The 13,822-nt window shown below is 61.0% G+C and carries 12 protein-coding genes and 1 pseudogene; 12 read left to right on the top strand and 1 reads right to left on the bottom strand.

Features of this window, described 5'->3' with window-relative positions:
- Window positions 1–284: 284 nt before the first annotated feature.
- Both OZY47_RS07475 and OZY47_RS07470 read left to right on the top strand, forming a co-directional pair.
- Window positions 285–1,436 (top strand): homoserine kinase, encoded by a 1,152-nt coding sequence (locus OZY47_RS07475; protein WP_277179225.1) that lies wholly within the window; start codon window positions 285–287, stop codon window positions 1,434–1,436.
- Window positions 1,437–1,701: 265 nt separating this feature from the next.
- Window positions 1,702–3,243: a Maf family protein gene (locus OZY47_RS07470; RefSeq protein WP_277177709.1), complete on the top strand. Its 1,542-nt coding sequence runs from the start codon at window positions 1,702–1,704 to the stop codon at window positions 3,241–3,243.
- A 179-nt stretch (window positions 3,244–3,422) separates the two neighbouring features.
- Here the strand turns inward: OZY47_RS07470 and OZY47_RS07465 are convergent, their stop codons facing one another.
- A complete protein-coding gene (locus OZY47_RS07465; RefSeq protein WP_277177708.1) occupies window positions 3,423–4,364 on the bottom strand; it encodes an AEC family transporter in 942 nt (313 codons plus the stop codon).
- Between the two features lie 346 nt (window positions 4,365–4,710).
- Here OZY47_RS07465 and dapE point away from each other — a divergent pair, with 346 nt between their 5' ends.
- From dapE to obgE, 10 genes and pseudogenes are all read left to right on the top strand, one after another.
- Complete coding sequence (gene dapE, locus OZY47_RS07460; RefSeq protein WP_277179223.1) at window positions 4,711–5,889, top strand: succinyl-diaminopimelate desuccinylase; 1,179 nt, start codon at window positions 4,711–4,713, stop codon at window positions 5,887–5,889.
- 553 nt (window positions 5,890–6,442) lie between these two features.
- Window positions 6,443–9,505 (top strand): Rne/Rng family ribonuclease, encoded by a 3,063-nt coding sequence (locus OZY47_RS07455; protein WP_277179221.1) that lies wholly within the window; start codon window positions 6,443–6,445, stop codon window positions 9,503–9,505.
- 295 nt (window positions 9,506–9,800) lie between these two features.
- Window positions 9,801–10,109: a 50S ribosomal protein L21 gene (rplU, locus tag OZY47_RS07450; RefSeq protein WP_277177707.1), complete on the top strand. Its 309-nt coding sequence runs from the start codon at window positions 9,801–9,803 to the stop codon at window positions 10,107–10,109.
- A 38-nt stretch (window positions 10,110–10,147) separates the two neighbouring features.
- Window positions 10,148–10,399, top strand: a complete 252-nt coding sequence (gene rpmA / locus OZY47_RS07445) for a 50S ribosomal protein L27 (protein ID WP_277158715.1) — start codon at window positions 10,148–10,150, stop codon at window positions 10,397–10,399.
- 380 nt (window positions 10,400–10,779) lie between these two features.
- Entirely contained in the window at window positions 10,780–11,043 is a 264-nt protein-coding gene (locus OZY47_RS07440) for a hypothetical protein (protein WP_277177706.1), read from the top strand.
- Between the two features lie 10 nt (window positions 11,044–11,053).
- Window positions 11,054–11,278 carry a hypothetical protein gene (locus OZY47_RS07435; protein WP_277177705.1) on the top strand — a complete coding sequence of 75 codons (225 nt, stop codon included), beginning with the start codon at window positions 11,054–11,056 and terminating at the stop codon, window positions 11,276–11,278.
- Between the two features lie 12 nt (window positions 11,279–11,290).
- Complete coding sequence (locus OZY47_RS07430; RefSeq protein ID WP_277177704.1) at window positions 11,291–11,539, top strand: hypothetical protein; 249 nt, start codon at window positions 11,291–11,293, stop codon at window positions 11,537–11,539.
- Window positions 11,540–11,566: 27 nt separating this feature from the next.
- Window positions 11,567–11,797 carry a hypothetical protein gene (locus tag OZY47_RS07425; protein WP_277177703.1) on the top strand — a complete coding sequence of 77 codons (231 nt, stop codon included), beginning with the start codon at window positions 11,567–11,569 and terminating at the stop codon, window positions 11,795–11,797.
- Window positions 11,798–11,827: 30 nt separating this feature from the next.
- Window positions 11,828–12,031 (top strand): hypothetical protein, encoded by a 204-nt coding sequence (locus OZY47_RS07420; RefSeq protein ID WP_277177702.1) that lies wholly within the window; start codon window positions 11,828–11,830, stop codon window positions 12,029–12,031.
- A 136-nt stretch (window positions 12,032–12,167) separates the two neighbouring features.
- Window positions 12,168–13,817: pseudogene (gene obgE / locus OZY47_RS07415) on the top strand (GTPase ObgE); the annotation flags it as partial.
- Between the last annotated feature and the right edge of the window lie 5 nt (window positions 13,818–13,822).

The raw sequence follows: 13,822 nt of genomic DNA, 5'->3' as shown, positions 1-13,822 counted from the left end.
GAACCAGTATTCCGCTGCATTTTTGGATTTGGAATCGTTGGTTTTGGGTTAAGTAGGTGCTTTTGGCGTTAAGTGGGTGCCTCTCTGGAAGATACTGGGGCCAGAGCCACCGATATTGTGCCATTCTTGAGAAGCGATTCCGAGAATAGGCACCTACTTAACCCACAAAGCACCCACTTAATGGTTACTCGCGGTTGCGGAGCGTTGAAATCGGCTTAAATGGGTGTTGAGGGATGCCGTATCATGGTGCTCATCAGACGACAGACGAGGTGAATATGGCTGGAATGGCTGCGAAGGCGAAGGTTGTGAAGGTGCGCGTGCCTGCGACGAGCGCGAATCTCGGATCGGGTTTCGACACCGTCGGCCTCGCGCTCGATTTCCACGACGAGCTCACGTTCACCGCGAATGATGTGGCAACAAACGGTTCGGCGGATGTCGATGGCGAAAACGACGGCGCGAGCGACACCGCCGCGCGCGTCATCATCCACGGCGAAGGCGAGGATTCACTGCCCCGCGACGAGACCCATCTGGTGGTCTCCACCTTCCGTCGCGCTTGCCAGGCCTTGGGATTGCGCCGGTTCGGTTTCACGCTTGAGGCTCACAACAACATCCCGCAGGCCCGGGGAATGGGCTCATCGGCCGAGGCCATCGTCTCCGGCATCGCGGCCGCCTGGGCTTTCGCGCAAGGCAACAACGAGCTTGACCGCGAGGCGATTTTCCAGATGGCGGCGTCGATCGAAGGCCATCCCGACAACGTCGCGCCCGCGGTGTTCGGCGGCTTGACGGCCTCGTGGAATTTCGAGACCAGCGAGGGCGTCGGATCCGTCGCGATTCCTGACGGGCAGCCCCTGCAGAAGGGCTTCCATACGGTCAACTATCCGGTCGACCCAGCGATGACCGCCACGGTTTTCGTGCCCGATTACGAGCTTTCCACCGAGCGCGCGCGTCAGGCGTTGCCCGCTTCGGTGCCGTATAAGGACGCCATTTTCAACGTCTCCCGTGTCGCGCTGCTGCCCGAGGCGATGAATCCTCGCCTGCGTGCGGATTCGGATGCGGGCGCAGGTGCCAGCCAAAATGTTTCCGACCGCTCTGCCGCGGGGCCGCTTTCAAGTCTTATCTCAGATTTGCGAGATAGCGCGAAAACGTTCTCCGCGCTTGCCTCCCGTTCGAACTCACTGCTTTTCGCCGCCACGCAGGACCGTCTGCACCAGCCCTATCGCAAGGCTCTGATGGCGCCATCGTGGTCGCTTATCGAGAAGCTGCGCGCCAAGGGATTCGCCGCCGCCGTCTCGGGCGCCGGCCCTTGCGTGCTTGTGCTCCACTACGGCGACGCCTCCGCCCTAATCGACAAGATTGCCTCCGAGGAGCTGTCCGGCTCCCACTGGCGCGTCCTCCACCTCCCCGTGAGCCCCGACGGTGTCCAGGTTTCCCTCTGACTCTGATCTTCAGCATCCCCGTCTGTTTTGGCGTTTTCGATTTCGCGTTGCTTCCAGCTTCAGAGCTTGTGAATGTCAACGATGGTTTTGCATGGCAAAAGCGAATTTGTGAGTTGGAAGACAGTGGGGGACGGCGAAGGCCGATTGCGGCGAGATTGAGTCTTGCCCGTCGATGAAAAGTAGGTAGCATGGGGGAAGAGCCTCGTTTTGAATGTGTTGCCAGTAATCGATCGATTCATCTGGCCTTTCGTATGTTTGGAGTGTTATGTCTGTTCCGCTGATTCTCGCCTCGCAGTCGCCGTCACGACGCAACGTGCTCAATGCCGCCGGCATCAGCCCGACCATTCACGTCTCGCATGTGGATGAGCCGGCCGCCGTCGCTGCAGAGGCAGAGGCACGTGGCGTCGCAGTCGAGGATTTGAGCTGCGAGCAGCGCGTGATGATTTTGGCGCAGGCCAAGGCGCGGAGCGTGTATCAGGCGTATCGTCAGGTCGCCGAGGCGTCCCAGGGTGCCAGCGGCGAACAGGTCACCGCTTACCCGCTTGAGGCCGAGGGGACTTCGAAGGCCGAAGCTGGCGGCAATGCCGGGAAGATGGATAACGACAGTTCCACCAGCTTCACCACCGGCAAGTATGCCGAGGAAACCTACGACCACCATTCGACGCTAACCCGCGACTTTTCGGGTGTCTCCGTGCCCGTCGTCGCCGAACCGATGGATCAGGCTCTGGCGGATCATCCGGGCTTCGCTGCCGCGGAAGTCGGACCGTTGATTGTCGGTTGCGATTCCATGTTCCTCTTCGAGGGCGAGGCGTTGGGCAAGCCGCATACCTCGGAAATCGCGCGCGAACGCCTTCGCGCCATGCGCTGCAAGTCAGGGGAGCTGTGGACCGGCCACTGCCTCATCGATTTCGCGACGGGCCGTCAGGAGCTTGCCTCAAGCCATGCGACGGTGCGTTTCGGCGATTATTCCGACCGTGACATCGAGGCCTACATCGCGTCGGGCGAGCCGCTGGAAGTGGCGGGATGCTTCACGCTGGAAGGTCTTGGTGGCGCGTTCATCGACGGCGTTGACGGCGATCCGAGCGGCGTGCTCGGCCTGAGCCTGCCGTTGCTGCGCCGCATGGTCGAGAAGATGGGCGTCGCATGGACCGATTTGTGGAACGTCGGCCTTGGCAAGGTCGCGGCGGCGAAGATGGAAAGGATGGAAGCGGCAGCCGTTTCGAATAGCGCAAATGCCGGCTCTGCCAGTGATGCCAAGGCTTCCGCCGAAGCACAGGCCGCGTCGATCGTCCCGCCCAAAGACAACGTCCACCAACCGGGCGACGGTTGGGTGCAGTGCGCCTGCGGCCGTCGCCACTGGGGTCTCAACGGGGCCGCCGGTGTGCTGCTCGCCCGGCGGGATGAAACGACCGGTGAGGTCACCGATGTCGTAATGCAGCACCGCGCGATGTGGAGCGCGGAAGGCGGCACCTGGGGCATCCCCGGCGGCGCGCTCGCGGATGGCGAAAGCCCGATCGAGGGCGCCCTGCGTGAAAGCTACGAAGAGGCCAACATCACCCCGGAGGACATCGAGGTGGTCGGCACGCACCGCGAGGAGCACGGCCCCTGGGCCTACACCACGGTCTTCGCCTTCGAGAAGCCGGGCCACACGGTCAATCCGCATCCCAATGACGACGAGAGCATGGAGATCGCCTGGATTCCGATCGATGAGGTGCCCCACCGCAAGCTGCTGACGGCGATGAACGCCGATTGGCCGCGTTTCGTCGAGCGGTTGGGCGACTTGGCTCGTCAATATTCGGGTCGATAAGGGAAGGCCGCTCGCACTTTAGACCAGATAGAAATAGGTAATCGGCGAAATATCAACGATTGTAGAAATCTATCTGGCCTAAAGTGCGAGGGTGCAAGTTACAAAAGTCGAAGATACGAAACACAAATTGGCGGAATCAAGCCGATTCATGATTTGTATCTTCGACTTTTGTAACTCCACTAACTCAAGAACGCTGCGATGATGGCGATGACGATGGGGCTGGAGACCGTCGAGATCAGCACGCCGTCACGCGCGAACGCCATGCCGACGTTGTAGCGGGCCGCGTAATTGTAGACGTTCTGGCCGGCGGGCAGCGCGGCGAGCACCACGCAGGCGTAGAGCACCTTGCCGCGGAAGCCCATGATGAAGAACGCGATGAGGAACGCGATCAGCGGCATCACGATGTTCTTCAAGATCGTGACCGCGATGACGGCCGAGCGCGAGCGCTTGTTTTGCATCGGCTTGGTGCCGTGCAGCGACATGCCGAACGCCATGAGGATCATCGGCACCGCCGCCTGCCCGATCATGTTGACCGGGTCGAAGATGAACTTCGGGATGGGGTAGAAGCCAATCCACGCGGTGATGGCCGAGACGAGGATTCCGCCCAGCGAGCCGATGAGCAGCGGCTGGTGCAACGGCTGCATCAGCGCCTTCTTCACCGACATCTTGCCGGTGGTCGTGTAGTCCAAAACCGTCAGCGCGATGGGCGTGAAAATCGCCTGCTGCATCACCAGAATCGGCGCCACGAGCGCGGGGTTGCCGAGAATGTAGGTGGCGATGGGCAGGCCGATGTTGTTGGAGTTGAGGTAGAGCGAGTTGAGCGCGCCCACCGTCGCGTCCGCCGGGCCCATATGGAAGAAGATCTTGTTGAGGATCAGGAAGAGCACGCCCACGGCCAGCGCGGAGAAGAACGCGACGAAGATCGAGGGGTGGAAGATCTCCATGATCGGCTCTTTGGAGAGGATAGCGAACATGAGGAACGGGTTGGTGACGAAGAAGGCGTAGCGGTTCAGAACCATCTGCGCGGTCGGGCCGCCGATGTTGAAGCGCGCGGCGACGTAGCCGGTGCCGATGATGACGGCGATCACGACGAAGCCTTGCATCGCGTTCAGCAAACCCATGAATTCTCCCTTAAGCGGGCGATATAAATCCCGCTCCACACAATATAGTGCCCCGTCATCCCACATTTGTGAAGAGTGGTCTCATATCATGTCGCGCAGCTGGGGCGGGTGCGGTTTCGCACCTCGCTAGCGTCTTCGAGGAGGGTTGGCTGAGCACGGATTATATTGTCCGGGATCTGCCGTTTTCCTCGACAGTAGGAGACGGATGAATTTCGTCGGATTACTGTTCGACTTCTACCGTAGGAACTGAATCGCGGCATGGATATAGCCGACGGCAAGCGACGAGTGTGGACGTGGCGGCTGGCGAGCGGCGTTCGTTCGATACCATGGAGGCATGAGTCTGACTATGAAGCAAGGGGCCTCGCGCAAGGCCGCGCTGGAGGGATTGTTCGGGGGGTTGATGGAGGTGCGTTCCGTCAGCGACGAGGAGACGGCGCTCGCCGACCAGGTCGAGGCGTTCCTGCGTGGTTTCGCACACCTCACCGTCCATCGGCTGGGCGATACCATCGTCGCCTCCACGAACCTCGGCCGTTCCAAGCGCGTCGTGCTCGCCGGCCATCTCGACACCGTGCCGATCATCGACAACTTCCCGCCGGTCTGGCTCGAGCCTGGCGATCCGCGTATTCGAGAGGACGTGGCCAGCAAACACCCTGGCGAACGCGTGATGTTCGGCCGCGGAGCCACCGATATGAAGGCCAGCGACGCGGTGATGCTCTATCTCGCCGCCACGCTCACGGATCCGCAATACGACCTCACCTACGTTTTCTACGATCATGAGGAGGTCGTCGCCGAGAAGAACGGCCTGGGCAAGGTCGCCGCCGCGCACCCCGAGTGGATCCAGGGCGATTTCGCCATCATCGGCGAGCCCACGGATTGCGGCATTGAGGGTGGCTGCAACGGCACCATGCGCTTCGACGTCATCACCCACGGCGTCGCCGCGCACTCGGCCCGCGCCTGGATGGGCGTCAATGCCATCCACAAGGCCGCCGGCATCCTCGACCGCCTGGCCGCCTACGAGCCCAAGGACGTCACCGTTGATGGCCTGGTCTACCGCGAAGGCGTCAACGCCACCTTGATTTCCGGAGGCAAGGGCACCAACGTCATCCCCGACGAGTGCCGCGTGCACGTCAACTACCGCTTCGCCCCCGACAAGAACCTGCCCGAAGCCAAGGCGCTCATGATTGGCGCGGACGCTGGAGCCGAGCTTGGAAACGGCGAGCACAAGGCGACTGGCGGCATGTTCGAGGGCTTCGACATCGAGATGAAGGACGAATCGCCCTCTGCGAGGCCCGGCATGGATGCGCCGCTCGCGGTGTCGTTGGCTCGGCTTGTGGAGCGCAAGACCGGACGCAAGCCGCTGGCGAAGCTCGGATGGACCGACGTGGCGCGCTTCTCCGCGATCGGTGTTCCGGCCGTCAACCTCGGCGCCGGCTCGCCGCTGCTGGCGCACAAAGCCGACGAGCAGCTGCCGGAAAGCGACCTGACGCTGATGGCCGGCATCCTCGAGGAGTGGCTGCGCGCCTAAGTGATGGGAGTGGTGAGAACGACGAGCCGGTTGCGCAGCGTCATTATCGCTCATCGCTTCAATCGTGCGTCGTTTGCATTTGTTAGATGCGTTGGTATTTTTTTCGATACTTGAATGTTTCGGTTTCCGGTGCGTTCGGATATGGAATGATTCGGTCCTTAAATATTAGGCATCCGTCCGGCTTCCGTCGCCTAGAAGGTGGCCACCCACCCTCGCTCATCATTCATCGGTGATGATTTTGCGCCGATGCCGTCCGTTTTCCGCGCCCCAGATTCGCTGGGTTGTTGGTGGGGTATAATGAATTCAGGTAATTCTGCAAGTTACTGAGATCTGATGGCGTTGATCCCCTCACACGTCGATTCGTGAGCGCCGGTGTCCGCCGTCAGCAAGAATGACTTTTAGGATGCTGTCTACGGGCGCAATTGTTGCGTGGCTGCGGTGAGAGCGCGGCGTGAGCCACCGTGGGCGGCCGGAAACGACGACGCGATTGCAGCGTGTCGCAAGGAGCATCGTGCCCAGAGCAAAGCATGATGGGGTCGAGGACATCGATTCCATGGCATCAGCCAACGATAATAACAATTCATCATCCGAATCATCCGCAGAGGGCTCAACCACCCGCCGCCGTCGTGGTGGCAGGCGCGTGGTCCGTGGCGCAGGTGCCGCCGGCGCGGCCCTCGCGTTGAAGGTGGAGGAGCGCGAGGCCAAGGCCAGCGCCGCTTCCCAGCGGGCTTTGGATTCCGAAGACGACAAAGCCACAACGCGAAGCGCGGGAAGCCGCAAGACCGGTTCCGCCGCTTCGTCTCGCAGCCGCAAATCCACTGGTGCCGGCGCCGGCACCAGTTCCTCCCGTACCCGCGCGCGTTCGCGTTCGTATGAGGGTGACGATGAGGAACGTGACGAAGAACGCAACGAGGATGAGGAGCGTTCCGGTTCCTCGGCATCCTCCAGCCGTACCCGTCGCAGCACGGGCTCGCGTGGCGGCACCGCCACGCGTGGCACTCGGTCCCGTTCCGTCGCAAGCCGCGACGATGCTGAAGACGATTCGCCCCGCAGGCGTACTCATGCCGCGGCCGATGAATCGAGCGAAAACGGCCATTCAAGGGGCCATGGCGCGCGTCCGATGACGTCGCTGCTGTTCCAGGAGCCGGTGCTGCCGGCCTCAGGTTCGGGCGACGGTGACGACGGCGATGATGAGGACGACGAGCGTTCGTCCCGTCGCGGCTCGGCTCATTCGTCCCGCAGGGCCCGTTCGCGTCGTGGCCGTTCCGGTGAGGAACGTGAGGGCCGTGAGGAACGCGATAATCGCGACAGCCGTGATGATCGTTACGACGACGATGAGCGTGAGACCCGTTCGCGCCGTCGTGGCCGTGGCCATCGCCGCGATGATGAGCGTTCCGACGACTATGAGTTCGAGGATATCGAAGACTTCGAGCAGGAACCGCACCGCCGCCGTTCCCGCCGGCTCAACGCCGAGGAGCGCCACGCCGCCGACGAGGTGGAGCAGATCGAGGAGGACCTCGAGGATGACGACATCACCTATCGTCCGATAACCGATTTCGAGGATGACGAGCAGTCGTCCACCCGTTCGCGCCGTCGCCGCAGGGGCGGGGAGAAGGACTCTCGTCGCGAGCGTGGGCGTGAGGGCCGCGAAAGCCGTGACGAGCGCAACGATCGTGATGACGATGAGCGTGAGGGCAAGTCGTCGAAGCGTCGTCGTTCGCGCCAGGACCGCGAGGATCGCCAGGAGCGCGACGAACGCGATAGCCAGGAAAAGGATTCACGCTCCGAAACCCGTCGCCGTCGTCGCCGCGACCGCGAGGACGAGAGCGAAGAGCAGCCGATGACCCGTCGCCGCCACCGTCGCCGCGGAGGTAAGGACGACGAGGGCGAATCGCGTGAATCCCGCTCGCAGGGCCGTTCGCGCAAGCAGCAGTACATCGACGAGATCACCGATATCGCCGGCTCCACACGTCTTGAGGCCAAGAAGCAGCGCCGCCGCGACAATCGCCGTGAGCGCGGGCGTCAGAACCAGCTCATGGAGCAGAGTTTCCTCGCCCGTCGCGAGAACGTCGAGCGTCTGATGGTCGTGCGCGAGCGTGGCCAGCACACCCAGATCTCCGTGATTGAGGACAACGTGCTCGTGGAGCATTACGTCTCCGACATCCAGGAGGTCGCCACCGTCGGCAACATCTATCTGGGCCGCGTGCAAAATGTGCTGCCCAGCATGGAGGCCGCGTTCGTCGACATCGGCCAGCCCCGCAACGGCGTGCTCTACGCCGGCGAGGTCAACTGGGACGCCACCCGTCTCGAAGGCCGTCCGCGCCGCATCGAGCTGGCGTTCAAGTCTGGCGACCCGGTTCTGGTGCAGGTCACCAAGGACCCGATTGGCCACAAGGGCGCGCGCCTTACCTCGCAGGTCACCTTGGCCGGCCGCTTCCTCGTGTTGGTGCCTTCGGGCGGCATGACCGGCGTGAGCCGCAAGCTGCCGGAGCGCGAGCGTGGGCGTCTGAAGTCCATCGTCTCCAAGATCGCGCCGAAGGATATGGGCGTCATCATCCGCACCGCCGCCGAGGGCGCGAGCGAGGAGGCCCTGAAGAAGGACCTCGAGAACCTCAAGGGCCAGTGGGCCAAGATCGAGGACAAGCGCAAGCTTTACCGCAACGGCAAGCGCGCCAAGCTGCTGCAGGGCGAGCCGGACGTCGCCATCCGCGTGGTGCGCGACATCTTCAACGATGACTTCTCCAAGCTGATCGTCGAGGGCGACAAGGTCTACGAGCGCATCGAGGAATACCTCGACACCATGGCCCCCGACTTGAAGGACCGCCTTGAAAAGTGGGACCCCGAGGAGCACCAGGGCAAGGACGTGTTCGACAAGTGGCAGATCGACTCCCAGCTGCGCAAGGGCATGGAGCGTCAGGTCTACCTCCCGAGCGGCGGCTCGATCGTCATCGACCGCACGGAGGCCATGACCACCATCGACGTCAACACCGGCCGGTTCATCGGCAAGGGCAAGTCTCTTGAGGAGACGGTCACCCGTTGCAATCTCGAGGCGTCGGAAGAGATCGCCCGCCAGCTGCGTCTGCGCGACATCGGCGGCATGATCATGATCGATTACGTCGACATGGTGATGCCCGCCAACCGCGACCTCGTGCTGCGCCGCTTGGTCGAGTGCCTCGCGCGCGACCGCACCAAGCACCAGGTGGCCGAGGTCACCTCGCTCGGCCTCGTGCAGATGACCCGCAAGCGTATCGGCCAGGGCCTGGTCGAGGCGTTCTCCGAGGAGTGCCCGACCTGCAAGGGTCGCGGTTTCATCCTCCACGACGAGCCCACGATCTCGTCCGATTACTCCGATCCCTACGCCATGAAGGGCGGCGATCCGTTCGTGCACACCAACAAGCACGGCCACGGCACCGCTCCCGAGGTGCAGGCGCCCAAGGGCTCGAGCCCGGCGGTGAAGGCCAAGCTCGCGCAGATCGCGGCGGCGGCCGTCGCGGCCAACGACGAGGAGAACGCGGAGAATCAGGACGAGGAGTCGTCCGCGGGCAAGTCCGATAAGGGCGATACCCAATCCAGCGCGACCAACGAATCCAATGATTCGAAGGACGCGAAGGACTGAGGCGGCACACTTCAGCGACGTTCGGCGGCGTCATCGCGGACCTGACGGTTTGCGATGACGCCGTTTCGGTTTTGTTGCGGTTTTGCGGGGTATGGCTCGATATTATTCCGAGTGTGTCGCGTTGCTCCGAGCGCCATTCGCGCCGTCTGCAAGGCCGGTTGCGGCATGTGGATATCGTAATTGCATAAGTACGAGGGTCGGTGTACTCTAAAAAACTGGTGTCTGGCCATGAGACTCGCTGTGAGACTCGCAAACGTGCTGGGCAGGTTAGCTTTCAAACAGCAAGGAACGGAATATGTACGCGATTGTGAAGGCCAGTGGCCATCAGGAAAAGGTCGAGGTCGGTGACGTCATCCTGGTCAACCGGCTCAATGCGAAGAAGGGCGATACCGTGGAGTTCCCGGTCGCGCTCGTGGTCGACGGCGCCAAGGTGACGCTCGCCGCCAAGGATCTTGCCAAGCACTCCGTCAAGGCCGAGGTCGTTGACGATGAGGCCAAGGGCCCGAAGATCAACATTCAGAAGTTCAAGAACAAGACCGGTGTCGCCCGTCGCAAGGGCCATCGTCAGCCGCTCTCCGTCATCAAGATCACGGACATCGCCTGATTTCGGCAACGGCAATCAAGGACTGAAAGGAAAAGACAATGGCACATAAGAAGGGCGCATCCGCTTCCCGCAACGGTCGCGATTCGAGCGCGCAATACCTCGGCGTCAAGAAGTTCGGTGGCGAGCCTGTCGTCGCCGGCAACATCATCGTGCGTCAGCGTGGCACCAAGTTCCACGCCGGCGAGAATGTCGGCACCGGCAAGGATCACACCCTGTTCGCGCTGTCCGACGGCAACGTGAAGTTCGGCGTCCGCCGCGATCGCAAGGTCGTCGACGTCGTCTCCGAGTGAGACAGCCGAGCCAGTAGCTTTTAAGAAAAGGTCGTGCCCTTTGGGGTGCGGCCTTTTTGCGTTTTGTTTTGCCACGTAGGTAGTGGGTTATAGGGAATGTTGACCAGGGTTTTATAAGCCAAAGTATTCGGTCTATGACCCTAAATGGTTGATTTCTGATGGCATGTTTGTGGATGGCTTCTCATCTGTCTGTCTGATTTGTGGATAACTTCTTTCCTGTCTGTATGATTTGTGGATAACCTGTTCGGCGCACCGTTATTTCCGGTGGATAACTTTTCGCCTGACCCCGCGACACGCCTCAAATGTGGATAACCCCAACCGTTCGACCACATAACCCGATTTTCCTTCGGTTTTCGTCCGATTTCCTTTTCAATGGAATCATGAACGAAGAGCCGATCATCCACCCGCGCATCCACCAGCGCCACCCTGACATCACCGATGCCGACGTGCGTGCCGCGTGGCATCGGATGATTCATATGAGTCAAAGGGATGGGAATTCCAACCGTTGGGTTGCTATAGGAGTTGACCGATATGGGCGATCGTTGGAATTAGTTGCAACTTTTGATGATTATGGCAAGTGGCTTATTTTCCATGCTTATACGCCCCCGACAAAAGGTATACTAAAAGAACTTGGAATGTTATAGAGAGGTAATAATGAACGAAAAAGAAATATGCAGGCGGTTCCACATTACGGAAGAGGAAATGGATAAGTTGGCTGAAGAAGTTGAAAACGATACTTTTCCAGTGGACCATGATTCGCTCATTAAGCTGAGGCCGATTACTCCTGAAGTACGGGCGTCGATTAATAGGGCGGTGGCGTACTGGGACGCTAAGGATGCTGAGAAGGCGAAGAAACAGGTTGCTGCTGCGACTGCTTAGACGTTAGAACGTATGGAAAGGCACAATGTGGTGACGTTAAGCGAAGCAGAGATTTACGAGCAATTTGACATCACGGAACAGGAAATTGAAGAGTCTGTTGAGGCGCTAAAAAATGGGACTTTCCACGTGGATCTGGATTCTGTTGCCCATGTAAGGCCAATGACGCCTGAGATGCAGGAATCCATTAATCGGGCGTGGGATTACTGGGACGCTCAAGACGCCAAGAATGCGAAGAAACAAGTCGCTGCTGCAACTGCTTAGATAGAGCGTACGGAAAGGCACAATGAGGTGACGTTAAACGAAGAAGAGATTTGCGAAATGCTCGGTATGACGCGAGAAGAAATGGATGAGTGCATTGAGGCGGCGGAAAATGGGACTTTTCATGTAGACCCCGATTCCATTGTCCAAGTAAGGCCAATGACGTCCGAGATGCAGGAATCCATCAATCGAGCGTGGGATTACTGGGACGCTAAGGATGCCGAGGAAGCTAAGAAGCGGGTTGCTACTGCAACTGCTTAGGTAGAGCGTATGGAAAGGCACAATGAGGTGATGTTAACCGAAGAAGAGATTTACGAGAGATTCCATATTACTGAGCAGGAAATGGATAAGTTGGCTGAGGAAGCCGAAAACGATGCTTTTCCGCTTGCGCCAGGTGCTGCTATCCAGTTAAGACCTCTTACTGCGAAGGAGCGGGATAGTCTTAACCGCTTGTGCGATATGTATAGGTGCGAAGAAACGGTGAAGGCGTTATAGCCCGTTCATGGTTCCTCACCAGACTTGTTTGCGAATCGTCGTTCGGCCTACTGTGCCATTTTGCCCAAAACGATAATTTGTGGGTTCGTCGGCGGGGATGTGGCAAGATGAACACCCACCGGTATGGTAAGGAATCATGACAGACTTTGTAGATAGAGTGACCGTCCACGTCAAGGGCGGAGACGGCGGCAACGGGTCCGCGGGCATCAAGCGCGAGAAGTACAAGCCCCTCGCCGGGCCGAACGGCGGCAATGGCGGAGACGGCGGTTCGGTCATCTTCATGGCCGACAGCAACGCCAACAGCCTGCTGGATTACCGCTTCGTGCCCCACCGCAGCGCGGCGAGCGGCACCATGGGTCTCGGCGACACCAAGGACGGCTCCAAGGGCGCCGACGTGGTGCTGCCGGTGCCGCCGGGAACGGTGATTTTCGAGGCGAAAGGCCCACAGGGGCAGTCGAAGCACCCCGGCCGTGAGCTGGCCGACCTGCGCCATGCGGGCGACCGTTTCGTCGCCGCGGCGGGTGGCATGGGTGGCCTAGGCAACGCGGCGCTGGCCAACAAGACCCGCCGCGCGCCAGGCTTCGCGCTGCTGGGTGAGCCGGGTGAGGAACGCGACGTGATCCTCGAGCTCAAGTCCATCGCCGACGTGGCGCTGGTCGGCTTCCCATCGGCCGGCAAGTCCAGCCTGATCGCCGCGATGAGTTCCGCCAAGCCGAAGATCGCGGACTATCCCTTCACCACCCTGGTGCCGAACCTCGGCGTGGTGAAGATGGACGAATATCGCTACACCATCGCCGACGTGCCGGGGCTGATTCCGGGCGCCTCGGAGGGCAAGGGCCTCGGCCTCGAGTTCCTGCGCCACATCGAGCGCACCGAGATCATCGCCCACGTCATCGATTGCGCCACCTTGGAGCCGGGCCGTGACCCGATCTCCGACTACAACGCGCTGGAGAACGAGCTTGCCCAATACGCTAGCAAGCTGAAGCTTCCGATTGGCGTCATCCCGATTCCCGAGCGCCCGCGTGTGGTCATCCTCAACAAGGCCGACGTGCCTGAGGCCAAGGAATTGGCGGAATTTGTGCGCCCTGAGTTCGAGAAGATGGGGCTCAAGACCTTCATCGTCTCCACCGCCTCGCACGAGGGCCTGAAGGAGCTTGGCTTCGCTTTGGGCAAGATGGTCGTCGAGCTGCGCGCGAAATTAGCCGAGGAGGAGCAGGAGCGCGACGAGGCCCGCGTGGTCATCAAGCCGTTGGAGCAGAACGCCCACAGGCGTCGCCGCCGTGCGGACGACGAGCGTGGCACCTCCCAGGACTTCCATGTCGAGCGCGAAAGCGACAAGAACGGCAACGTGTGGTTCACCGTCACCGGCGCGAAGCCGGAGCGTTGGGTGCGCCAGACGAACTTCGACAACGACGAGGCCGTGGGCTATCTCGCCGACCGCCTGGCCAAGCTGGGCGTCGAGGACGACCTGCGTCGCCATGGCGCCAAGCCGGGCAACGAGGTGCGCATCGGCACGGGCCGCAACGAGGTCGCCTTCGACTGGGATCCGACCATCGCCGCCGGAGCCGAGATGCTTGACGGCGCTCAGTTGGGCGCCCGTGGCAAAGATCTGCGTCTTGACGACGGTGCTGATGGCGACAGAGTTCGCCGCCGCACCAACGTCGAGCGCCGCCGCGAATACCACGCGATGATGGACGCCAAAACCGCCGTGCGCGAGGCCATGCGCGAGGAGCGCTCCATCGGTCACTGGGCCGATCCGAGCGTCGACGACGATCGACATGACGAGCAGGG

Source organism: Bifidobacterium sp. ESL0790 (assembly GCF_029395435.1).
Classification (GTDB): Bacteria; Actinomycetota; Actinomycetes; order Actinomycetales; family Bifidobacteriaceae; genus Bifidobacterium.
This window is presented reverse-complemented; position numbering and strand designations above follow the sequence as displayed.

What these genes read in the sequence shown, in the direction of transcription:
- OZY47_RS07475 (WP_277179225.1), top strand. Translation starts at nt 285, where the DNA reads ATGGCTGCGAAGGCGAAGGTTGTGAAGGTGCGCGTGCCTGCGACGAGC.
- OZY47_RS07470 (WP_277177709.1), top strand. Translation starts at nt 1,702, where the DNA reads ATGTCTGTTCCGCTGATTCTCGCCTCGCAGTCGCCGTCACGACGCAAC.
- OZY47_RS07465 (WP_277177708.1), bottom strand. Translation starts at nt 4,364, where the DNA reads ATGGGTTTGCTGAACGCGATGCAAGGCTTCGTCGTGATCGCCGTCATC.
- dapE (WP_277179223.1), top strand. Translation starts at nt 4,711, where the DNA reads ATGAAGCAAGGGGCCTCGCGCAAGGCCGCGCTGGAGGGATTGTTCGGG.
- OZY47_RS07455 (WP_277179221.1), top strand. Translation starts at nt 6,443, where the DNA reads ATGGCATCAGCCAACGATAATAACAATTCATCATCCGAATCATCCGCA.
- rplU (WP_277177707.1), top strand. Translation starts at nt 9,801, where the DNA reads ATGTACGCGATTGTGAAGGCCAGTGGCCATCAGGAAAAGGTCGAGGTC.
- rpmA (WP_277158715.1), top strand. Translation starts at nt 10,148, where the DNA reads ATGGCACATAAGAAGGGCGCATCCGCTTCCCGCAACGGTCGCGATTCG.
- OZY47_RS07440 (WP_277177706.1), top strand. Translation starts at nt 10,780, where the DNA reads ATGAACGAAGAGCCGATCATCCACCCGCGCATCCACCAGCGCCACCCT.
- OZY47_RS07435 (WP_277177705.1), top strand. Translation starts at nt 11,054, where the DNA reads ATGAACGAAAAAGAAATATGCAGGCGGTTCCACATTACGGAAGAGGAA.
- OZY47_RS07430 (WP_277177704.1), top strand. Translation starts at nt 11,291, where the DNA reads ATGGAAAGGCACAATGTGGTGACGTTAAGCGAAGCAGAGATTTACGAG.
- OZY47_RS07420 (WP_277177702.1), top strand. Translation starts at nt 11,828, where the DNA reads ATGTTAACCGAAGAAGAGATTTACGAGAGATTCCATATTACTGAGCAG.